This window comes from Reyranella sp., assembly GCF_044224635.1.
Taxonomy (GTDB): domain Bacteria; phylum Pseudomonadota; class Alphaproteobacteria; order Reyranellales; family Reyranellaceae; genus Reyranella.
The window spans coordinates 1-20,478 of sequence record NZ_JBGAKA010000085.1 but is presented as its reverse complement, the minus strand read 5'-3'; the positions used below and the strand labels follow the sequence as shown (position 1 = coordinate 20,478).

21 protein-coding genes are annotated in these 20,478 nt (G+C 66.1%); 8 read left to right on the top strand and 13 right to left on the bottom strand.

The genetic code is table 11. The features are described from left to right. Positions 1–208: 208 nt before the first annotated feature. On the bottom strand, positions 209–430 hold the full coding sequence (locus ACILR9_RS37480; protein WP_395715104.1) for a hypothetical protein: 222 nt from the start codon (positions 428–430) through the stop codon (positions 209–211). 170 nt (positions 431–600) lie between these two features. Between ACILR9_RS37480 and ACILR9_RS37475 the strand changes: the two genes are divergently transcribed. After that, entirely contained in the window at positions 601–840 is a 240-nt protein-coding gene (locus tag ACILR9_RS37475) for a hypothetical protein (RefSeq protein ID WP_395715103.1), read from the top strand. A 35-nt stretch (positions 841–875) separates the two neighbouring features. On the opposite strand, the gene ACILR9_RS37470 is transcribed toward ACILR9_RS37475, so the two are convergent. From ACILR9_RS37470 to ACILR9_RS37460, 3 genes are all read right to left on the bottom strand, one after another. Next, a complete protein-coding gene (locus tag ACILR9_RS37470) occupies positions 876–1,832 on the bottom strand; it encodes a threonine/serine dehydratase (RefSeq protein WP_395715102.1) in 957 nt (318 codons plus the stop codon). A gap of 221 nt (positions 1,833–2,053) precedes the next feature. Then, a complete protein-coding gene (locus ACILR9_RS37465; protein ID WP_395715101.1) occupies positions 2,054–2,527 on the bottom strand; it encodes a cupin domain-containing protein in 474 nt (157 codons plus the stop codon). Beyond that, complete coding sequence (locus tag ACILR9_RS37460) at positions 2,524–3,723, bottom strand: CaiB/BaiF CoA transferase family protein (protein ID WP_395715100.1); 1,200 nt, start codon at positions 3,721–3,723, stop codon at positions 2,524–2,526. Before ACILR9_RS37460 ends, ACILR9_RS37465 begins: the two co-directional genes overlap by 4 nt. 230 nt (positions 3,724–3,953) lie before the next feature. Here ACILR9_RS37460 and ACILR9_RS37455 point away from each other — a divergent pair, with 230 nt between their 5' ends. Then, positions 3,954–4,274, top strand: coding sequence for a hypothetical protein (locus ACILR9_RS37455; protein WP_395715099.1), 321 nt, complete (start codon positions 3,954–3,956; stop codon positions 4,272–4,274). A gap of 38 nt (positions 4,275–4,312) precedes the next feature. On the opposite strand, the gene ACILR9_RS37450 is transcribed toward ACILR9_RS37455, so the two are convergent. Continuing rightward, the gene (locus ACILR9_RS37450) at positions 4,313–4,954 is read right to left on the bottom strand and encodes a hypothetical protein (protein WP_395715098.1); all 642 of its coding nucleotides are present in this window, start codon (positions 4,952–4,954) and stop codon (positions 4,313–4,315) included. 52 nt (positions 4,955–5,006) lie between these two features. Between ACILR9_RS37450 and tcuA the strand changes: the two genes are divergently transcribed. The 4 genes from tcuA to ACILR9_RS37430 all read left to right on the top strand — a co-directional run bounded on the left by tcuA (position 5,007) and on the right by ACILR9_RS37430 (position 9,244). After that, positions 5,007–6,497, top strand: coding sequence for an FAD-dependent tricarballylate dehydrogenase TcuA (gene tcuA, locus ACILR9_RS37445; protein ID WP_395715097.1), 1,491 nt, complete (start codon positions 5,007–5,009; stop codon positions 6,495–6,497). A 134-nt stretch (positions 6,498–6,631) separates the two neighbouring features. Further along, on the top strand, positions 6,632–7,606 hold the full coding sequence (locus ACILR9_RS37440; RefSeq protein WP_395715096.1) for a Bug family tripartite tricarboxylate transporter substrate binding protein: 975 nt from the start codon (positions 6,632–6,634) through the stop codon (positions 7,604–7,606). Positions 7,607–7,768: 162 nt separating this feature from the next. After that, a complete protein-coding gene (locus ACILR9_RS37435) occupies positions 7,769–8,146 on the top strand; it encodes a hypothetical protein (RefSeq protein WP_395715095.1) in 378 nt (125 codons plus the stop codon). Between the two features lie 3 nt (positions 8,147–8,149). Further along, the gene (locus tag ACILR9_RS37430) at positions 8,150–9,244 is read left to right on the top strand and encodes a tellurite resistance/C4-dicarboxylate transporter family protein (protein ID WP_395715094.1); all 1,095 of its coding nucleotides are present in this window, start codon (positions 8,150–8,152) and stop codon (positions 9,242–9,244) included. Positions 9,245–9,255: 11 nt separating this feature from the next. On the opposite strand, the gene ACILR9_RS37425 is transcribed toward ACILR9_RS37430, so the two are convergent. The 8 genes from ACILR9_RS37425 to ACILR9_RS37390 form a co-directional block, all read right to left on the bottom strand. After that, positions 9,256–9,984 carry an ABC transporter ATP-binding protein gene (locus ACILR9_RS37425; RefSeq protein WP_395715093.1) on the bottom strand — a complete coding sequence of 243 codons (729 nt, stop codon included), beginning with the start codon at positions 9,982–9,984 and terminating at the stop codon, positions 9,256–9,258. After that, a complete protein-coding gene (locus tag ACILR9_RS37420; protein WP_395715092.1) occupies positions 9,974–10,696 on the bottom strand; it encodes an ABC transporter ATP-binding protein in 723 nt (240 codons plus the stop codon). Before ACILR9_RS37420 ends, ACILR9_RS37425 begins: the two co-directional genes overlap by 11 nt. Then, positions 10,693–11,754, bottom strand: a complete 1,062-nt coding sequence (locus ACILR9_RS37415; RefSeq protein WP_395715091.1) for an ABC transporter permease subunit — start codon at positions 11,752–11,754, stop codon at positions 10,693–10,695. The genes ACILR9_RS37420 and ACILR9_RS37415 overlap by 4 nt, the downstream gene beginning before the upstream one ends. A 4-nt stretch (positions 11,755–11,758) precedes the next feature. Beyond that, complete coding sequence (locus ACILR9_RS37410) at positions 11,759–12,625, bottom strand: ABC transporter permease subunit (protein ID WP_395715090.1); 867 nt, start codon at positions 12,623–12,625, stop codon at positions 11,759–11,761. A 263-nt stretch (positions 12,626–12,888) separates the two neighbouring features. After that, positions 12,889–14,100, bottom strand: coding sequence for an urea ABC transporter substrate-binding protein (locus tag ACILR9_RS37405; protein ID WP_395715089.1), 1,212 nt, complete (start codon positions 14,098–14,100; stop codon positions 12,889–12,891). 80 nt (positions 14,101–14,180) lie between these two features. Beyond that, positions 14,181–15,185 carry an acetamidase/formamidase family protein gene (locus tag ACILR9_RS37400; protein ID WP_395715088.1) on the bottom strand — a complete coding sequence of 335 codons (1,005 nt, stop codon included), beginning with the start codon at positions 15,183–15,185 and terminating at the stop codon, positions 14,181–14,183. Between the two features lie 16 nt (positions 15,186–15,201). After that, a complete protein-coding gene (locus ACILR9_RS37395) occupies positions 15,202–16,602 on the bottom strand; it encodes an amidase (protein WP_395715087.1) in 1,401 nt (466 codons plus the stop codon). Continuing rightward, positions 16,599–18,104: an amidase gene (locus ACILR9_RS37390; protein ID WP_395715086.1), complete on the bottom strand. Its 1,506-nt coding sequence runs from the start codon at positions 18,102–18,104 to the stop codon at positions 16,599–16,601. The genes ACILR9_RS37395 and ACILR9_RS37390 overlap by 4 nt, the downstream gene beginning before the upstream one ends. Before the next feature lie 308 nt (positions 18,105–18,412). Here ACILR9_RS37390 and ACILR9_RS37385 point away from each other — a divergent pair, with 308 nt between their 5' ends. Both ACILR9_RS37385 and ACILR9_RS37380 read left to right on the top strand, forming a co-directional pair. After that, complete coding sequence (locus ACILR9_RS37385) at positions 18,413–19,603, top strand: transporter substrate-binding domain-containing protein (RefSeq protein WP_395715085.1); 1,191 nt, start codon at positions 18,413–18,415, stop codon at positions 19,601–19,603. Further along, positions 19,600–20,193: an ANTAR domain-containing response regulator gene (locus ACILR9_RS37380; protein ID WP_395715084.1), complete on the top strand. Its 594-nt coding sequence runs from the start codon at positions 19,600–19,602 to the stop codon at positions 20,191–20,193. The genes ACILR9_RS37385 and ACILR9_RS37380 overlap by 4 nt, the downstream gene beginning before the upstream one ends. Positions 20,194–20,478 lie beyond the last annotated feature (285 nt).

Below are 20,478 nucleotides of genomic sequence, written 5' to 3'. Positions count from 1 at the left end.
TTGTTTTCCATGCCGTCCTTCTCGACCACTTTCAGAACTGCAGACATCAGCTGTCTCCTCGTTCTCCCACGCCCCAGTCAGGAGCGGCAATGCGGAAAAGTCCGCCGGGGGTTGGCGCCAATGTACCTATTTTGTTCCAATTAACAAGGGGACAGTCAACTTGCTGATATAAAATATCTTCTTGATATATGTTCCAGGTATGTTCGCGCTAGCGTCGGCCATCCCCTCGCCGGGCCGGCTTGATGGCCAGCAACTTGTCCACGCTGGCGGGCCGCCGGATGGCCTGCAGACATTGGGCATAGGTCCGCAGGATCCACTGCCGATCGGCGATCGCGCCCGTCGCCCGGCCCGGCGCAAACCGCCGGCCTTCGGAGCGAGCGATCAGCTTCATCAGCTCCAGGGCAACGGATTCGTTGATGACATCGGCCATGATGGTTGCCTCCCGATAGTGTGACTGGCCATCCCTTGCGTCCGGCCGGATTGGCAAGGTCCGTGCCTTCGCTTCGCGCTAGACTTCCACGGCCTCCCTCACCCTGTCTCCGCCCGGATTCCCGACGCATCATGCCAGCAAGCCATGTCGTCAAATGCGCGAAATGCAAGGTGCCGCTCGAAGGGCCAGACGATGCACGCGCCGACAGTCTCATCGCCTGCCCGAGTTGCGGCATGGGTGACACCCGCGAGAACGTCGAGCGCGAAGTTGCCGAGTACATGGCGAGCGGCGTCTCGCAGGCCCTCGACGCCATGGTCGAAGGTTTTGCCCTGGGCCTTGGTCAATCATCCAATCTCGAAGGACCGCGCGCGGAGCGCGTTTTTCGCTTCATCATCGACGAGGAGGCCTGACCAGCCTCCGGCGAAGCCGGCGGTGCGCCAGCGACTCAAAGCACCGACTTGAGCGTGCTCCGGCTGATGTTGGCGCCACAGATCACGATCAGCGAACGACCGGTTGTCCACGCTTCGCCAGCGCCGAGAGCGCCTGCGATCGCAACGCCCCCTGCTCCCTCGAGCAACATGTGGTGGGCATCGATGAAGAGTCGCATCGCCTCGGCGATCGCTTCCTCGGAGACCTCGACCCAATGGTCGACGAAGTCGCGGCAGAGCGCCAACGTGATCGTATCCGCCTCGACACCCCCGGCCGTGCCATCGGACAGGGTCGGCGACGACGGCAGGTCGAGGATTTTGCCGGCCCGGACCGACTGCGCCATGACAGGGGACGCGGCGGGCGAGCAACCGATGATGCGGATGCCCGGCTTCATCGCCTTCAGATAGAGCGCGACGCCGCCAATGAGGCCGCCGCCGCCGACCGACACGAAGACGTTGTCGATGCCTCCGGCCGCCTGCCGCCATGCTTCCAGGCCAAGCGTGCCCTGGCCCGCCACGATCGCCGCGTCGTTGTACGGCGAGACGAACGTAAGGCCTCGTTCCGCCGCCCAGCCGCGGGCATGGCTCTCGGCAACAGCCTCGTCGTCGCCGAAGAACGCCACCTCGGCGCCCAGCCTGCGGACGTTCTCGACCTTGAGCGCCGACGCCTTGCCCGGCATGAAAACGATACCCTTGCGGCCGACGTTGCGCAGCACGTAGGCGACCGCCGCGCCATGATTGCCGGACGAGGCAGCAACGACCGGCGCGTTCCGATCATCGTCGAGACCAAGGATCTTGTTGCTGGCGCCGCGCACCTTGAAGGACCCGGTGTGCTGGAGGTTCTCGAGCTTGAGCAGAACCTCGCCACCGACGCGCGCCGAAAACACCTCCGACCGCTCTACCGGAGTCTCGCGCACCAGCGCGCGGATCCGATGCTCCGCGGCGACAATTTCATCGAGTCCAACGACGGGCATTGCCTCACTTCAGCAAGTGAACCGGCATCCTAGAACGTGATCGTTTTTGGTTGAAGCGCCGGAGACGTGGGCTTTGAACCTCGTTGTCGTCCTGAGCGCAGCGAAGGACCTCATCGCCGCTCGCCATGATGGTGCTCTGCAATTTCTGGCGACGAGATCCTTCGCTTCGCTCAGGATGACAGAAGACACGTCCGACTGGTTCAAAGTAAACCGATCATGCTCTAGCCGTGGGCGGCCAGCGGCTTGCCATCGTGCAGGTAGGGATGAGCGTCGATCAGCACGAAGGCGACGACGCAAGGCGCAGCCGAGCGGTTGACCCAATTGTGGATGGTGCCGCGCTGCACCAGCACGTTGCCGGCGCGCAGGGTGACGACGCGATTATCGTCGAGCTCCATGTCGATCTCGCCCGACAGCACCACGGCATAGTCGATCGAATCGGTGCGATGGTTGCGCGGCGCCACGCCGGGCGCGTACTCGATGACGCGGAACACCGCGCCACCGGCGCGCGTCGTCGCGGTGATCTCCTTGGCGCCATCGGTCGTGGTCGTGTTGTCGACGGGAAACTTTTCCGTCGACCAGATGTTGTGAATGGTGGCCCCCGGGCGATAGGAGACGACGTCGCGCGTCACCTCGTCGATCGCCACCATGGCCTTGCCGTTGCCGTCATGACCCGTCACCACGCGCCGAATGTTCATGTCGCCTTCCTCGGTCCCAGCATGTTCGCGGCCCCGAGCGCCGCGATCGCGGCAGCATCATAGCCGATCTCCGCCAGCACCTGCTCGTTGTGCTGGCCGACCGTCGGCGGATCGGAGACCAGCGGCGGCCGCCAGCCCAGCATCTGGAACGGCAGCAGCGGCAGGCGCGTCCTGACGCCGCCGGGCAGCGTGGTCGGCGCCAGCGAACCGTTGGCCAGCAGGTGCGGATGGTCGAACAGGTCCTGCGGCCGGGCCACCGGGGAGAACGAGATGTCGGCCTCGAGCGCCAGCGCCTCGATCTCGTCCTTGGTATGGCGCTTGAAGATCTCGGCCACCTTGGGCACCAGCCAGGGCCTGGCCTCGATGCGCTGGTTGTTGGTGGCGAGCCGCGGATCGGCCGCCAGCTCGGGCTGGCGGAAGGTCTCGCAGAAGCGCTTCCACTGGCCGTCGCTGGTGATGCCGATGAAGACCTGCAGGCCGTCCGAGGTGGCGAAAATCTCGTAGACCGCCCATGAGCTCACCCGCTCCGGCATCGGCGGCGGCGGCGCGCCGTTCATCGCCGTGATGGCGAGATGCTGGCCCATCAGGAACACCACCGATTCGAACAGCGCGCTCTCGACCAGCCCGCCTTTGCCGGTGCGCTCGCGGGTCTTCAGCGCCAGCACCGTGCCGAAGGCGCCGAACAGGCCGCCCATGATGTCGACCACCGACGTGCCGGCGCGCAGCGGCCGGCCGGACGGGCCGGTCATGTAGGCGAGCCCGCCCATCATCTGCACCACCTCGTCGAGCGCCGGCCGCTTCTCGTAGGGTCCCGGCAGGAAGCCCTTGAGGGCGCAGTAGACCAGGCGCGGGTTGATCTTCTCGAGATGCTGGGGACCCAGCCCGCGCTTGCGCATCGAGCCCGGGGCGAAATTCTCGATCATCACGTCGGCCGACTGCAGCAATTTCACCAGCACTGCACGACCCTCCGGCGCGTCGGCGTCAAACGCCAAGCTCTTCTTGTTGCGGTTGAAGTAGCCGAAAAAGCCCTCGCCGAAGCCCTTGAGCTTGCGGGTACGGTCGCCGTCCACCGGCTCGACCTTGATCACCTCGGCGCCCAGATCGGCCAGGATCATGCCGCACGAGGGGCCGAGGATCGTGTGGGTGAGCTCGACGACGCGGATGCCGGCAAGCGGCGGGGTGAAGGCTTCGGTCATGCCGGCATGCATACCTCAGCCGTCCGGCGCGTCCAGCATCAACAAGCCCATTGCCGTTTCGACGATCAGTGGCATTCTTACGGTCGAAACACGCGTTCTTGTGCCTGAGGCAAGCTCGCCTGTCCCTGAAGCAAGCGCTCTTGTGCCTGAACCAAATGTTCTGGTGCCTGGAGCAAGCGTTATTCGATCGAGCGTACTCTTCGATACACGTACTCGAGAGGGGAAGATCGGTGGCCGCAGCGTTTCTTATCGTTCGCGCACGCCTGACCTACACGTCAGACCGGGAGAAATTCGACGAGTGGTACCGGACCGAGCATTTTCCGGACGCCGTGAAGAGCTTTGCCGCGCGTCGCGGTTGGCGCTGCTGGAGCAGAACCAATCCGTTGGTTCATATCGCACTCTACGAATTCTCGAGCGTCGAAGAGGCGGAAGCCGCCCTCGATTCAGATGCGCTCACGCGCCTCAGCGCCGATTTCGATCGCGCCTGGGGACCACGCCACACCCGCACCCGCGAGATCGTCGAGCTGACCGAGGAGCTGATGCCGAAGTGACTCTTCCACCTCCCCAAGCTACGCTTGGGGAGGAGAGCTTATTGGGCGAACCAGCCCTCGATGTCCTTGACCAGGGGCAGGCCGGCGGACTCGCCCAGGACGCGATGGGCCATGCCGGCCCCGACCAGGAACGCCTCCTGGCGCGGCACCGCATTGGTCTTCAGGAAGTCGCGCACGGCCGGGCCGTCATGGCCCCAGCCGATCGCCTCGACCTTGCCGTCGAAGGCCCGGTTGAGGATGGCGAGGAACTCGGCGCGTTCGGCATCGCTCAGCGCCGGAACGGCGTCGATATCGCCCAGGACCAGCAGGCGGCCGCGGAACCTGGCCACCAGGTCGGCGATCGAGTTGCGCGGCTCGACGATGATCTCGCGGCCCGGGCCGCGGCGCACCCGGGCGGCCAGCGACAGCGGCAGCACGGCGGCGCCGAGATGGGCGCCGCTGTCCATGATCACCGAGGCAAGCTCCTTGTAGGTGATGCCGAGCCGCTCGGCCCGCTTCAGCCGCATCCTGGCGACTTCCGGCTTGGGCGTCTTCCAGGCCTTGGCCGTGGCCCGGCGCCAGACCCAGGCCTCCCACGACATGTCGAAGGTCGGGCCATTATTGTGGCCGATGCCCGGTCTGCGCAGCAGGGCCTCGACATTGGCATGCCGGACCCCTAGACGGTCGAAACGATCACCCATAACGGTATTTTAACCTCGATTTATCGTATGGGTAGGCAAGAGGAGTGCCAAAGTGGACGATTTCCAGGTCGATGTACTCGTGATCGGCGCCGGCAATGCCGCGGCCTGTGCGGCTCTGGCGGCGCACGAGCAAGGGGCCACGGTCGCCATGTTGGAGGCGGCGCCGGAGGCCGAGCGCGGCGGCAACAGCACCTATACGGCGGGCGCCATGCGGGTGGTGTTCCATGGCGTGGACGACCTGGCCCAGCTCTATGACCTGACCGACGACGAAAAGCGCGACGTCGATTTCGGCAGCTATAGCGCCGATCAGTTTCTCGACGACATGGGCCGGGTGACCAACTACCGCTGCGATCCTGAGCTGACCGACATCCTGATCGGCCGCAGCTTCGAGACCCTGAAATGGATGCGCGGCAAGGGCGTGCGCTTCCAGCCGAGCTACGGCCGGCAGGCCTTCAAGGTGAACGGCAAGTACAAATTCTGGGGCGGCTTGGCGGTCGAGGCCTGGGGTGGCGGGCCGGGCCTGGTCGATCTCGAGCACAAGGCGGCGGTCAAGGCCGGCATCCCGATCCACTACGAGACGCCCGCCGTGTCGCTGATCGAGGAGGACGGCGTGGTGCGCGGCGCCATCGCCCGCCACAAGGGCCGCCGCGTGCGCATCGGCGCCAAGGCGGTGGTGCTGGCGTGCGGCGGCTTCGAGAGCAACGCCGAGATGCGCACCCGCTATCTCGGCCCGACCTGGGATCTCGCCAAGGTGCGCGGCACGCGCTTCAACACCGGTGCCGGCATCAACATGGCGCTGGCCATCGGCGCCAAGCCGCACGGCAACTGGTCGGGCGGCCATGCCGTCGGCTGGGACATGAACGCCCCGGAATTCGGCGACCTCGAGGTCGGCGACAACTTCCAGAAGCACTCTTACCCGCTCGGCATCATGGTGAACGCCAACGGCGTGCGATTCGTCGACGAGGGCGCCGACTTCCGCAACTACACCTACGCCAAGTACGGCGCGGTGATCCTCGCCCAGCCGCAGCAATTCGCCTGGCAGATATTCGATTCGAAGGTGCTCGACCGGCTGCGCGACGAGTACCGCATCAAGCGCATGACAAAGGTGCGCGCCGACACGATCGAGGAGCTGGCCGGCAAGCTGGAAGGCGTCGATGCCGCGCAGTTCCTGAAGACGATCAAGGAATGGAACGCCGCGGTGATGACCGAGGTGCCGTTCAATCCGGCGATCAAGGATGGCCGCAGCACGCGCGGGCTCGCGGTGCCGAAGAGCAACTGGGCCCTTACGATCGACGAGCCGCCGTTCGAGGCCTACGCCGTGACCTGCGGCCTCACCTTCACCTTCGGCGGCCTCAAGATCACCACCCAGGGCGAGGTCGAGAGCACCGACGGCAGCGTCATCCCCGGACTGTTTGCCGCCGGCGAGCTGGTCGGCGGCCTGTTCTATCACAACTACCCCGGCGGCACGGGCCTGGTGTCGGGCGCTGTGCTAGGCAAGCTCGCCGGCGACAGCGCCGGACGCTATGTCTCGGGCAAGAACTGACGATGTCGTTGCGTAGGGCCTCCTGCGATCATCAAGCCTGTCATCCCGAGGCCGCAGGCCGAGGGGCGTTTAGGCCACAGGAAAGATCCCCCTCGCTGCGCTCGGGATGACAGGATAATTTTCAGGAGGACTTCATGAACATCATCACCCGTCGCGGCGCTCTCGCCCTCGGCTCGTCCGCTCTCCTCCTGCCCTCCGCCGTGCGCGCGCAGTCCTGGCCGAGCGGCCCGGTTACCTTCGTGGTCGGCTATGCCGCCGGCGGCGGCGCCGACATCAATGCGCGCGAGCTGGCGCACATCGTGTCGCCGATGATCGGCCAGCAGATCGTGGTCGACAACAAGGGCGGCGCGGCAGGGTCGATCGGCCTGCGCGCCGTCGCCAGCGCCAAGCCGGATGGCCAGACTCTATTCTACGCCGTCGGCACCAACGTGATCATCAATCCGTGGGTCCAGAAGGGCATGATCGACACGATCGCCGCCCTGGCGCCGATCTGCCAGACGACCGCCTACCAGTACGTGCTGGCGGTCAATCCGAAGGTCGCGGCCAACACCGCAGCCGAGCTGGTGGCGCTGGCCAAGAAAGAGCCAGACAAACTCACCTATTCGTCGTCCGGCGTCGGCGGCAACAACCACTTGGCCGGCGCCCTGTTCGCCGATGCTGCCGGCATCAAGATCACGCATGTCCCCTACAAGGGAACCGGGCCGGCGCTGGCCGACGTGATCAGCGGCATCATCACCATGAACTTCTCGTCGCTGCCGCCCGCGGTGGGCCAGGTCAAGGCTGGCAATCTCAAGGCGCTGGCCGTCACCGGCGAGAAGCGCATCAAGTCGCTGCCCGACGTGCCGACGCTCAAGGAGCAGGGCATCGACGTCGTGGTCAACGGCTGGCACGGCCTGTTCGCGCCGGCCAAGACCCCCGACGCCATCCTGGACAAGATCTACAAGGACACGACGCAGGCGATGAAAGACCCCAAGTGGGAGCAGGCGCTATCCAAGGACGGTCTTGAGCTGCCACCCGATCGCACGCGCGCCCAGTTCGCAAAATTCGTCGCCGACGAGCACGCCTTCTGGGGCAAGAAGCTCAAGGAGCTGAAAGTCGAGATGGAGTAGCAGCTGCAGCGTCCGGCGGGCTCGCCGGACCGGACGGCGTGCGTCGCTTGAGGCCCGGTCAGCAGCCATCGTGACATCACGCCGCACGAGGCGCGGCGCGATGCTGCAGCGCTGCGGGCGCAGCGATGATGCAAGCTTTCAGGGGCAGCGCGGAGCAACCTCATGCGACCGGAGCAGGCGCGTGCATCGCCGTGGGCAGGCGTCCTTGTGGCGTTCTTCGAGCCCGAGTTGCGCGCCTGGTACGGCGCGCAACCTCTGCGGAAAGTATTTTGGGGCTATGGGGTCGGCGTTAGCGCCTTGGTCGTGTTGCTCTACGCCGCGGCTTTCTATGAGGATCGCCCGCTGGCGCAGCAGGTCATGCTGTTTTGCTTCGCCGCCTATACCATCTGGCTCCTCGTCTCCCTCTGGCGGTGCGCAGCGAACAGCAGCCTGTTCTGGGGGCTGCTCACCCGATGGCTGACCGTCGCGTGGGCAGCAAACACCGCCCTGATCCTCATCGCCCTCCAGGCCGACCTGGTGGTGTGCTACCTGGGACACTGACACATGACCATGTCGACCGGGCACAAACTACGGCTTGCCATGATCGGGCAGCTGCTTCTCGGCGCAGCGGAGAGCTTGTTCCCCGGCTATTTCGCCCTGGTGATGGCGACCGGTGTGGTGTCGATCGCCTGCCGGCTCCTGGGCTATCCGGGGTTGTCGCTCGTGCTCCTTGGTCTCAATTGGATAGCCTATGCAGCCCTTTGGTTCCTGACGGCGCTCCGCCTGCTGTTCTACCGGCGCAGGATGATCGAAGACATGTTCAACCACCAGCGCGCGCCCGGGTTCTTCACCGTGGTCGCCGGAACCTGCGTTCTCGGGACCCAGAGCAGCATTGTCGGGGGTGCCCAGGCGGTTGCCGAGATCCTCTGGTATTTCGGCCTCGGCCTATGGCTGGTCGTCATGTACGCCTTCTTCACCGCAGTCACGGTGCGCGAGAGAAAGCCATCGCTGGCGGCCGGCATAAATGGTGCATGGCTGATCGCCGCGGTGGCGACTCAGTCGATCGTCGTGCTGCGCGGCGCCATCGACAGCCAGGGGGCACCGGCCGTCGAGATCCAGTTCCTGTGCCTCGTGATGTTCATGGTGGGCTGCATGCTCTACCTGGCGATCATCACGCTGATCTTTTATCGCCTCACTTTCGTGCCTCTCGCCACCCGCGACTTCGGACCTCCCTATTGGATCAACATGGGGGCAGTGGCGATCACCACCCTCGCAGGGTCGACGCTCATCCTGGCCGCCAGTCGATGGACGCTGCTGGCCGACTACGTGCCCTTCCTGAAGGGCTTCACCCTGTTCTTCTGGTCCGCCGCGACATGGTGGATTCCCTTTCTGCTGGCGTTGATGGTCTGGCGCTACCTCGTGCGGGGCGACCGGGTCGCCTACGAGCCGACGCTATGGGGCATGGTGTTCCCGCTCGGCATGTATGCGACCGGAACCTTCCAGCTCTCCCGCGCACTCGATCTGCCGTTCCTCACCGCCATCCCGAAGGGGATGGTCGTCGTCGCGATCCTGGCATGGCTGGCCACCTTCATCGGATTTCTGACCCACCTTTCGCGGATCAGCTGGGCCGGCGTGCGATCTGCGGCCAAAGGCGGCTAGCTTTGCTATGGCTAAATCAGCAGATGCCGTCGCACGGCGTCGGGCGTCTGCAACTCGCTCCGCCCGATCGTGGCGACGATGGTACCCTTGTCGGCGACGTAGCAGCGTTCGCTGACGGCCAGGATCGTGTCGAGGTTCTGCTCGACCAGCAGGATGGTCGTACCGAGCTCGTCGCGGATCGATTTCAGGACGTCGCAGATCATCTGGACGATCGAGGGCTGGATGCCCTCCGAGGGCTCGTCGAGCAGCATCAGGCGCGGGTTGCTCACCATCGCGCGGCCGATGGCAAGCTGCTGCTGCTCGCCGCCGCTCAGCGTCCCGGCCGACTGCCGCCGTCGCTCCTTGAGGATCGGGAAATACTGATAGACCAGGTCGGCGAGATTGCGACCCTCGCCCAGGCTGGCCTTGCCCGGACAGGCCAGCAGGCTCACCCGGATATTCTCCTCGACCGTCATCCGCGGAAAGACCTGGCGGCCCTGCGGGATGTAGCCGATGCCGAGCCGCGCCCGCTCGTCGGGCGGCAGGCGGGTGACGTCGCGGCCACTGAGGACAATCCGCCCCGACGTGGCGCGCAGCAGGCCGATCAGGCAGCGCATGGTCGTGGTCTTGCCGACGCCGTTGCGGCCGATCAGGCTCACGATCTCGCCCCTTGCGATCGACATGTCGATGCCGCGCAACACCGGCGTGCGATCGTAGGCGGCGTGCAGGCCGGCGACCTCGAGGACCGGTTCAGTGTCCATGGCCCTTGCCTAGATAGATCTCCTCGACGCGCGGATCGGCGATGATGGCCTCGGGACTGCCCTGCGCGAAGACGCGGCCGAGATGCAGCACGGTGATGCGCTGCGCGATCTGGCGCACGAAGGTCATGTCGTGCTCGACCACCAGCATCGTCATGCCCTCGCCGTTCAGCCGCGTGATCAGGTCGCCGGTGCGCTCGGTCTCCTGCGGCGACATCCCCGCCGTCGGCTCATCGAGCAGCAGCAGGGTCGGCTGCAGCGCCAGCGCCATGCCGATCTCCAGCCATTGCTGTTGGCCGTGCGCCAGGATGCCGGCCGGCCGGTCGGCGTCGTCTTGGAGCTGCAAGAGCTCGAGCAGGCGCCGCTTCTCGCGCTGCATGGCCGCGCCCGACGCCTTGCGCTGCAGGGAGATCTCGAGATTCTGCGCCACCGGCAGCTCGCGAAACACGCTCGGCACCTGGAGCTTGATGCTCATGCCACGCTCCACCCGCTCATAAGGCTTACGATGGGTGACGTTCTCGCCGCGGAACATCACCTCGCCGCCCGATGGTGCATAGGTGCCGGCGACCAGCTTGAACAGCGTGCTCTTGCCCGCGCCGTTGGGCCCGATCAGGCAATGGATCTCCCCTGCTGCGATCTCGAGGTTCACGTCGGCGACCGCCGACAGGCCGCCGAATTGCTTGTGCAGGGCGCGGGTCTGCAGCAGCGCGGTCATGGCGTGTCTTCCCGGCTCGCGCCACGCGGTTGTCCCAGCCGGACCAGATAGCGACCGATGCCCTGGAAGAAGCCCGCCGGCACCAGCATGACGGTGAGCAGCAGCAGGAAGCCCATCAGGATCAGGGCGTATTGCTGGCTGTAGACGGTGATGGTCTGGAACGCCAGCAGCAGCAGGAAGGTGCCGACCATGGTCGCCGTCAGATCCTGCCGGCCGCTGAACGCCACCCAGATGATCGGCATGGCGGCGGCCGGCAGGCCCATCGACGCCGGCGGGATGAACTGGCCCCACGCCGTGTAGAGCCCGCCACTCAGGCCGGCCAGCGAGCTGCCGATGACGAAGGCCGCGAGCTGGTACTTGCGCACGTCGTAGCCCAGCAGCTCGGTGCGCAGCGGATCCTCACGGATCGCCACCAGGACATTGCCGAAGCGGCTGTTCACCAGCGCGCGCAGGCCGAGATAGATCGCCAGCAGCAGCGCGAGCACGAAGTAGTAGAGCGCCGGTCCTTCGAGGACGATGACCTCGCCACTCCATGGCAGCTCGAGCGGCGGCATGCCGATCATGCCGTTGAAACCGTTGAAGCGCGCCGTGCCGATCGCCCATTCCGGGCCGGCTGTCTGGCCGAAGAACGCGGCCAGCGCCAGGGTCGTGGCGAAGGTGACGATGCCGAAGAACACGCCGCTTACCCGGCCATAGACCAGGAAGTAGCCTAGCAGCAGGGCGAACAGCGCCGCGATGGCGACGCCGCCCAGCAGGCACAGCAGCGTGAGCGCCCCGCTCGCGCCGAGATTGATCGAGATCACGCCGTAGCTGTAGCCCGCGACCCCGAAGAACGCCGTCTGGCCGAACGAGAACATGCCGGCGTAGCCCCACATCAGGGAGAGGCCCAGCGCCATCAGGGTGAAGATCAGCAGGTAGGCGACATTGCCCACGTCGTACGGGTCGGCGACGGCCGGATAGCCGACGGCAAGCAGCAGCACCGCGGCGAAGCAGAGCCAGAAGGCGCGGCCGTTGCCCATGGTCTGCGGGCCGTTGACCCGCTGCAGGAATGCCGGCATCGCGCTAGCGCTCCCGGCGCGACAGCCAGCCCGACATGCCTTCGGGCAGGATCCGGATGACGATAATGACGGTGATCAGGAGGCCGATCTGGCCGGCGATCTGGCCGTACCAGGCGTTGAGCGCCGTGCGCACGACGCCGAGCAGGATGCCGGCCGGCGCCGTGCCCATCAGAACATTGGCGCCGCCCACCACCACGGTGACGAAGGATTCGATGATGAAGGTGACGCCCATGGTCGGGATCAGGGTCATGGTCGGCGCGTAGAGCGCGCCGCACAGGCCGGCCAGCGCCGCGCCGAGCCCGAAGCTGATGGCGTACATGCGCTCGGTCCGCACGCCCAGCGCCTGGGCCATCGCCGCATTCTGCATGGTCGCGCGCGCCATCACGCCGTAGCCGGTGCGCATGAAGATCAGGTAAAGGCCGGCCAGCACACCGAGCGCCGCCCCGAACAGGACCAGGCGGTAGGCTGAGAAGGTGTAGTCACCCACCTTGAAGCTGCCGAGCGGCGTGCCGATGCCCTGCCAGCTCGAGCCCAGCACGATCAGCATGCCCTGGGTGACCATCAGGCTGATACCCCAGGTCGCGAGGATCGAATCGAGCGGCCGATGATAGAGATGGCGGATGATGGTGCGCTCCAGCGCGATGCCGACGATGCCTGCCGACAGCGCGCCGAGCGCCTGCGCGACCGGCAGCGGCACGCCGTGCTGCACGGCGATCACGGTGACGTAGATGCCGCAGGTGATGAACTCGCCGTGCGCCATGTTGATGATGCCCATCATCCCGAAAATGATGGCCAGCCCCGCCGCCGCGAGGATCAGGAAGGCGAAGACGTCGGCGAACTGGAACGCGATCGAGAAGGCTTCAGCGAACATGGGGTATTAATTCTGCGACTCCGTCATCTTCGTTCCTCCTCCTCAGCGTCTTCGCTGGGGAGGTGCCCCGTCATACGGGGCGGAGGGGTCATGGGCCGCGAGCCCGCCATGCCCGTGGCGCTCATAGGCTGTATGATCAAAGAGAAGAGCGCCACGGGAGTGGCGCGCTCCCAGCAATGAGGCTCATGACCCCTCCGTCGCCGTTTGACGGCCACACCTCCCCAGCGAAGCTGGGGAGGGAAATGAGATCGGCGCACAATGACTTACTTCTTCGGCAGGTTGGTCGGCGTGTACTGGGTCTTCGGGTCGTTCTTGGTGAGGTCGCAGCCGATCTCGCCCAGCCAGTAGGGCTTGATCAGGCCGAAATCCTTGATCACGCGCACCGAGTGGTCGGCGTTGACGCCGATCAGGCGCATGTGGTGCGAGGTGTGCTGGCTCTTCGGATCGATGCAGATCTTGCCTTCCGGTGCGTCGATGCAGGCCTCGCCGGTGGCGATCACCTTGCGCAGATCAGCCTTCTTGGTCGACTTCGCCTTCTCGACCAGCGTCTTGTACATGTAGAGCGCGGTGTAGGCGTTGTAGCCCATGTCGTTGATGTAGGCCTCGTTGGGGAACTTGGCGCGCCAGCGCTTCTTGAAGTCGTTGGCGGCCGGCGTGTCGATCTCCTCGAACCAGTTGGCCGTGGCATGCATCTTGGCCAGCGCCGGCGGCGGGAAGCGCTTGTGCTCGAAGCCCAGCATGACCTTGATCGAGCTGCCCATCGGGTAGGCCAGCTTGGCGGCCGCGGCCTGCTCGAAGAACGAATCCTGCGAGGCGCCGACATTGAGCGCCATGATCCAGTCGGGATTGGCCTTCTGGATGTTCTGGATGGTCTGGCCGAACTGCGAGACGCCAAGCGGGATGAACTCCTCGCCGATCACCTGGCCGTTCTGCTTCTTCATCAGGTCACGCGTCCACTCGGCCGAGAGCTGGCCGAAATTGTAGTCGGCGGCGATGGTGTAGACCCGCTTGCCGAAGGTCTCGACCATCCACGGGATCAGGGTCGAGAATTGCTGCTCGGGCACCGCGCCGATGCTGATCGTGCTGGCGTCGCACACGCCGCCTTCGTACTGGTTGGTGTAGAAGTACGGCACGTCGGTGCGATTGACGATCGGGCGGATGGCCTCGCGCGAGGCGCTGGTGATGCCGCCGATCAGCACGTCCACCTTGTCGCGCTGCAGCAGGCGGCGGGCGAACTCCTGGTAGCGCGCATTGTCCATCTGCGGGTCGAGATGGATCAGCTCGATCTTGCGGCCCATGATGCCGCCGGCATTGTTGATCTCCTCGGCCGCCAGCAGCGAGCCGTTGAGCTTGGGCTTGCCCATCAGGGCGATATCGCCGGACACGTCCTCGAGCAGGCCGACCTTGATCGGCGGCTGCTGCGCCGCGCCCTGGGTCGCCGCGAGGACAACGGCCAGCGATGCCGCGGCGGCCATGCCGCGTAGACTCGTCCTTCGTCCTGATGATGTCATGTTCCCCTCCTTCATCTCTTGGGCAGTGGTGATCGATCCGATCGCTAGGGCTGATCGGGCAGGTACTTCTTCAGGACGGCGGCGCCGACCGTGTATTTCGGATCCACGAAGTTGCCGAGCCGGACCTTGCCGCACTGGCTCAGCATCATGTAGGCGTCGAGCTGGTCGAAGCCGTAGTCGGCGGCCATCCAGCGGATCAGCTCGCGGTAGGCGATGCGTGCCGCGTCTTCCAGCGGCCGCGTGCTGCCGATCGCCATGATGAAATCCTCGGCCTCGAGGCGCGGCCATTCGATGGTCCAGCCCTTGATGAGGTCGACGCGGAGCGTCGTCGTGCTGGCATGCTCCACTGCCACCCCGCAGACCTCGCCATCGCCCTGGCAGGCATGGGCGTCGCCGATGAACAGCCGCGCACCCGGCACACGCACCGGCAGGTAGGTCACCGTTCCCGGTCCCATGTCCGGCAGGTCCATGTTGCCGCCGTGGTTGTCGGGCGTGAGCGTGCTGATCGAATCGATCTCGGGCGAGCAGCTCAAGGTGCCGATATGCGGCTTGTAGGGCAGCTTGACCTTGTCGCTCCAATGCACGGTGTTCTCGTCGACCAGGATCTTGCGCACGATCTCGGGCAGCGGCTGGTTCAGGGTCGCGGTGTAGTAGGTGCCCGTCAGGGCGCCGAACTCGGGGATCAGGGCGCACGTGCCGCGCGGCTGCTCGCCCCTCGGCGCCATGTCCTCGATATGAACGGCCAGCGCATCGCCGGGCTCCGCGCCGTCGATCATGATCGGGCCGTTCTGCGGGTTGGCGAACGGCATGCGGATCTTCTCGCTGGGCTTGTCGGCCTCGGTCTTGATGCGCCCGCTGAAGGCATCGCGCGTATCGACGACGACGCGATCGCCCGGCGCGATGGTCAGCACGGGCTTCGAGTACGGCCCTATCGTGAAATGGAACTCGCCCTGCTGCTCTTCGGTGAGGGTATGCGTCCTGCCCGTCTTGCCGGCGACGCTGCCGCGCCGGTTCATGATCGAGCGCGAGACCCAGCTGTTGTAGCCCATGGTTCTTCCCTGTGTTTCAGACCGGTGGCCGGCGCTTGTGCCAGTCCGTCGCCAGTTGGTAGGCATGCCCCGCTCGCAGCAAGAGGTCTTCCTCGAGCGGGCGCGAGACGAGCTGGAAGGCGATCGGTAGGCCTTTGGCGGTGAATCCGCCCGGCAGCGTGATGGTCGGGCTGCCAGTCACGTCGAACGGCGCCGTGAAGCGCAGCAGCGTCTCGATCGCTTTCGGATCGTCGCCCAGGGTCGCCATCGTGGCGGTCGTCGGCGATGCCGCGTACTGGGCCGGGATCACCAGCAGGTCGACATCCTGGAAGAAGGCGTTCACCTGGCCTCGGAACGCCGCACGCTCGATCAGGATTTTGGTCAGGTCGAGACCGGAGAGGCCGCGCCCCAGCTCGATGACGCCGCGCAGGCCCGAACCGTACTGATCGGCATGCTTGGGGAAGGTCGCTTCGTGGGCGACGGCGGTCTCGACGGCGCAGAGCGGCAGCCACTCCTTCACCACCTTGTCCGGTGACGGAAACCTCGCTTCGCGGATGTCCGCGCCGAGATCGGCCAGCACGGCGAGCGCGTCGTCGACGACCTTGACCATGTCCTTGTCGACGCCGGTCGTGTTGAACGCCCGATCGACGCCAATTCTGATGCCGCGAATGCCGCGCGGCAGCGCCGCGAGATAGTTCGGCACCGGATCCTGGACGGCGGTTGGATCATTGGGGTCGGCGCCGGCAATCACGCTCAGCACCGCCGCCGCGTCGGCGGCACTGCGCGTCATCGGTCCGATGTGATCGAGCGATTCGGCCAGCGCGAAAACGCCGTAGCGGCTCACCCTGCCCCAGGTCGGCTTGAGGCCGGTGACGCCGTTGGCCGCTGAGGGGAAGCGGATCGAACCGCCGGTATCCGATCCCAGTGACGCAAAGCACAGGCCGGCGGCGGTCGCGACACCCGATCCGCTCGACGAAGCGCCCGACCAGTGATCCTTGTGCCACGGATTCAAGGGTGGCGGGATCGACGGATGGTGATCGGCGAAGGCGCCCTCGGTGAGCTGCAGCTTGCCCAGCAGGACGGCGCCGGCCTCGGCAAAGCGCTCCACGACCGTCGAATCATGGTCGGGCTTGAACGATTTGTGGATCGCCATGCCGGCAGCGGTCGGAATGCCCTTGGTGTAGCAGAGGTCCTTCACCGCGATCGGCACACCGTGCAGCGGGCCGCGATACGCGCCGCGCCTGATCTCGGCCTCGGCCTCGCGAGCCTGCTTCAGGGCGAGGTCGGCGGTGACGGTGGCGTAGCTCTTCAACCCGCCGTCGAGCTTCTCGATCCGCTGCAGCATCGCCTCGGTCAAGGCGACCGGCGACAGCGCCCCGACCTCGAGGCGGCGCGCAACCTCGACCAGCTCGAGATAGTGAAGGTCGTTGGAGCTCATGTCTTCCTCGCTTCGAATGCGGACGCCGCCTGGATCAGGCGGCTTTCCTCGAAATGGCGCCCGACCAGCATCAGGCCGACCGGCAGCCCGTCCTTCATGCCGCAGGGAATCGTGAAGGCCGGATGGCCACTCACATCGAAAGGACAGGTATTGGCCTGCATGTTGAGCGCGCGATCGACATAGACCTCGCGGGCGCAGTCGGGCTCGGGAATCGGCGTGGCGGTGAAGGGAATCGTCGGCATCGCCAGCATGTCGACGTCCTTCAGGGCGCGATCATAGGCGTCGCGCAGCAGCACCCGGAGATTCTGCGCCTTCGAATGGTAGCGATTGTGGTAATGGCGATGGAGGTACTCGCCCAGCAGCAGCACCAGCTTCACCGTTTCCGAGGCATCGTTGATGCGCGAAGCCATTCCGCGCGCAAACGCCTCCTGCATCGACAGCGGATAGTAGGCGGCGACGTTGTTGCCGACGCCGTAGCCCTTCAGCATCATCTCCGCTGCGCCTTCGAGGATGACGCCGCTCCAGATGTGCGGGCCGTCATAGTGGATCTCGATCGACACGTCAGAGATCGTGGCGCCGGCGCCAGCCAGCTGCTCGATGGCGGCGCGGGCGATGCGGTCGACCTCGGGATCGCTCTCGGGATGGCCGAAGCCCTGCTTCAGGATGCCGATGCGCAGGCCTCTGGCCCCCTTGCCCACCGAGGCGAGATAATCGTCCGTGCGGGCGAGCTGGGTGCGCGGATCGAGGCCGTCGTGACCTGCGATCACGGTCAGCAAGCGGGCCACGTCCTCGGTCGAGGCGCACATCGGGCCACAGTGATCGACCGAATAGGAGATCGGCATCGAGCCGGTCGTCGGCACCAGGCCCCAGGTCGGCTTCAGCCCATAGATGCCGCACCAGCTCGAGGGCGTGCGGATCGAGCCGCCCTGGTCACCGCCCAGCGCCATCGGCACGGCGCCGGCCGCAACCAGCGCGGCGCTGCCGCCGGACGAGCCGCCGGCGCTATGCCGTGTGTTGTGCGGATTGAGGATCGGCCCGGTGGCGCAGGTGTGGCTGGCGCCGGAGAAGCACAAATCCTCGCAGGCTGCCTTGCCGGCGATCGTGCCGCCCGCGTCGAGGATGCGGGTCACCACCGTCGCATCGATCTCGGGGACATAGCCTTCGAGGAGCTGCGAGCCGTTCATCATGGGCACGCCGGCGACGCAGATATTGTCCTTGATCGCCACCGCCTTGCCGGCCAGCAGGCCCGAGGCGGCGCCCCTGATGTCGGTCTTCCAGTACCAGGCGTTGTGAGGGTTCTCCTCGGCCGAGGGCCGGTAGCCGGGCGAGCGCGGGTACTTGACCGGCAGCTTGGGCTCGACCAGGGCATCGAGGCGGGCATACGACGCGATCGGGCCGCGCATCAGGTCGCGGAAGGAAACCAGGTCGTCGTCGCTCAGCGCCAGGCCGAACGAGCGCGAGATCTCGCCAAGCTGCCCGGTGGTCGGAAGCCGCACCGCCATCGTCCCTCTTCCCTCCTGACGCCAAAACAAAAAAGGCCCGACGGCTCCGTGAGGAGCCTTCAGGCCTTGTTGCCGATCAGGGCTTGCCCAGCCCCGCATGTCTGCTGTCCCGGGCGAAGTCGCCGCCCGCACCAACCGCCTCGCACAATGATGGACGCCGTTGTCCTGCGCGCGTGCGGCTTTTCTCGCTACGCCGTCGATACTCAGGCCCGCTGCATCGCGAGTCAACACGGTTTGCCCCGCGAGCGATGCGCCTTGACGCACTCTGCCCTGCGCTGCCACGGTCCGATGCTTGCTTCAGGAGATCGATGGCAAAGCGTCGGCGCGAGACCATTCCTCTCGGCGTGCTCTATTCGCTGACCGGCCCGTACGGCCTGGTCGGGCGAGAGATGCTGAACGGCCTCACGCTCGCCGTCGACCAGATCAACGCCAGCAGCGAGTTCGATTTCCAGTTCGCGCCGCTCGTCTTCGACCCAGGTGGCGACCTGCAGAACTACCAGGAGCATTGCGAGTCGCTGATCCGCGACAAGGGCGTGCGCCACATCGTCGGCTGCTACACCTCGGCATCGCGCAAGCAGGTGCTGCCGCTGATCGAGCGCTACGACCGCCTGCTGTGGCATTCGGCGCGCTACGAGGGCTTCGAGAACAGCGACAACGTCATCTATGTCGGGGCGGCGCCCAACCAGCACATCGTGCCGCTGGCGCGCCACATGATCGAGACGTTGGGCAACAGCGTCTACTGCGTCGGGGCGAACTACCTGTGGACCTGGGAGACCCATCGGGTCCTGCAAGAGATCGTGACGGCCGCCGGCGGCCAGATCATCGCCAAGCGCCTCGTGGCGCTGTGGGATATCGAGATCGACCACATCGTGCGCGAGATCGTCGAGCGGCGGCCGCCCATCATCTTCAACACCCTGGTCGGCGAAGCGAGCTATCGCTTCTATCGCAGCCTGCATCGCGCGCTGTCGGGCGAGCCGTCGCGCCCGCCCGTCCTGAGCTGCAGCCTGTGCGAACCCGAGCTCAGGCTGATCGGGCCACGCGCCTCGGTCGGCCACATCACCTCGTCGGTCTACTTCGCGAGCATCGACACGCCGGAGAATCGCAGCTTCGTGCGGCGTTACCGCGAGATGTTCGGCAGCGGCAACCTGCCGTCGGTCGACGCCGAGGCGTCGTATCTCTGCGGCCTGCTGCTGGCGCGCGCGATACGGCGGGCCGGCTCGACCGACGTGCACAGCGTGCGAACGGCGGTGTGGCGCGACGAGCTGCAGGCCCCGCAAGGCATGGTGAAGGTCGACCCCGAGAACAATCACTGTTACCTGACACCGCGGCTGGCGCGTTCGCGGGCCGGCTTCAGCTTCGAGATCCTCGATGCGGCGGCCGCTCCGGTGAAGCCCGATCCCTACCTGACCTGGCTCGACCTCGACGATCTGGCGCAGCGCGCCCAAGGCCAGCCTGCCCGCCGGACCGAACCGGGTCGCGACCTCCGGGTCGTGAAATGAGCCGCCGCCAGTCGAGGTCGTTCCGCGGGCTTCACGCCCTGATCGCCCATCCGCCGGGACGCGACCGCACGGTGCTGCACAACCAGCTCGAGTTCCTCGGTCTCAAGGTCACAGTCCAGGACCAGGCATCGGACACGCCTCCACAGTCGGTCGACATCCTGTTCTTCGACGCCGACGCGCTGCAGGCAACCGACCAGGACGACTCCCACGGCCCGTTCGAGCTGCCCGCTGTTGCCCTGATCGGCTCGGAGACGCCGAGCCGGCTGCAGGCCATGCTGGCGCGCCAGCCTTCGGCCTGGCTGATGAAGCCGATCCGCTCGACCGGCATCTACGCCTCACTGGCGATCGCGACGCATCAGTTCACGACCTTGCAGGCGATGCGGCGCAAGCTCGTCGCCGCCGACGAGCGCCTGCGGTCGCGCCGTCTGCTGTTGTCGGCGACCCTGCAGATCATGAAGCAGGCGCAGGTCGACGACGCCGAAGCCTTCCGCATGCTGCGCGGCCTGGCGATGTCCCGCCGCGAGACGATCGAGGCCGTGAGCGCGCGGATCCTGGCAGGCGAGCTGCCGTTGATCCGGATGGCGGGGTAGCCTCGCTGGGAGCGCGACGAATATTCATGCGCTGGGAGCGCGCCACTCCCGTGGCGCTCATCTCATTCTCCCTCCTCCCCAGCCTTGCTGGGGAGGTGTCCGCGTAATCGCGGACGGAGGGGTCATGAGAACAACGACTGACGCTCATGACCCCTCCGCCCCGTATGACGGGGCACCTCCCCAGCGAAGCCTAACTTGAGCACAGATGTTGCGCTGCGAGATGGTAACCATCAGCGATAGCGTAGAAGCGTTCGAGTCCGTCGCGCATAGTGATGGGGCCATTTG

Coding starts and splice junctions, on each gene's coding strand:
- ACILR9_RS37405 (WP_395715089.1), bottom strand. CDS start 14,100: ATGGCCGCCGCGGCATCGCTGGCCGTTGTCCTCGCGGCGACCCAGGGC.
- ACILR9_RS37400 (WP_395715088.1), bottom strand. CDS start 15,185: ATGGGCTACAACAGCTGGGTCTCGCGCTCGATCATGAACCGGCGCGGC.
- ACILR9_RS37480 (WP_395715104.1), bottom strand. CDS start 430: ATGGCCGATGTCATCAACGAATCCGTTGCCCTGGAGCTGATGAAGCTG.
- ACILR9_RS37425 (WP_395715093.1), bottom strand. CDS start 9,984: ATGGACACTGAACCGGTCCTCGAGGTCGCCGGCCTGCACGCCGCCTAC.
- ACILR9_RS37380 (WP_395715084.1), top strand. CDS start 19,600: ATGAGCCGCCGCCAGTCGAGGTCGTTCCGCGGGCTTCACGCCCTGATC.
- ACILR9_RS37395 (WP_395715087.1), bottom strand. CDS start 16,602: ATGAGCTCCAACGACCTTCACTATCTCGAGCTGGTCGAGGTTGCGCGC.
- ACILR9_RS37385 (WP_395715085.1), top strand. CDS start 18,413: ATGGCAAAGCGTCGGCGCGAGACCATTCCTCTCGGCGTGCTCTATTCG.
- ACILR9_RS37430 (WP_395715094.1), top strand. CDS start 8,150: ATGACCATGTCGACCGGGCACAAACTACGGCTTGCCATGATCGGGCAG.
- ACILR9_RS37435 (WP_395715095.1), top strand. CDS start 7,769: ATGCGACCGGAGCAGGCGCGTGCATCGCCGTGGGCAGGCGTCCTTGTG.
- ACILR9_RS37410 (WP_395715090.1), bottom strand. CDS start 12,625: ATGTTCGCTGAAGCCTTCTCGATCGCGTTCCAGTTCGCCGACGTCTTC.
- ACILR9_RS37470 (WP_395715102.1), bottom strand. CDS start 1,832: ATGCCCGTCGTTGGACTCGATGAAATTGTCGCCGCGGAGCATCGGATC.
- ACILR9_RS37415 (WP_395715091.1), bottom strand. CDS start 11,754: ATGCCGGCATTCCTGCAGCGGGTCAACGGCCCGCAGACCATGGGCAAC.
- ACILR9_RS37390 (WP_395715086.1), bottom strand. CDS start 18,104: ATGGCGGTGCGGCTTCCGACCACCGGGCAGCTTGGCGAGATCTCGCGC.
- ACILR9_RS37450 (WP_395715098.1), bottom strand. CDS start 4,954: ATGGGTGATCGTTTCGACCGTCTAGGGGTCCGGCATGCCAATGTCGAG.
- ACILR9_RS37465 (WP_395715101.1), bottom strand. CDS start 2,527: ATGAACATTCGGCGCGTGGTGACGGGTCATGACGGCAACGGCAAGGCC.
- ACILR9_RS37440 (WP_395715096.1), top strand. CDS start 6,632: ATGAACATCATCACCCGTCGCGGCGCTCTCGCCCTCGGCTCGTCCGCT.
- ACILR9_RS37420 (WP_395715092.1), bottom strand. CDS start 10,696: ATGACCGCGCTGCTGCAGACCCGCGCCCTGCACAAGCAATTCGGCGGC.
- ACILR9_RS37460 (WP_395715100.1), bottom strand. CDS start 3,723: ATGACCGAAGCCTTCACCCCGCCGCTTGCCGGCATCCGCGTCGTCGAG.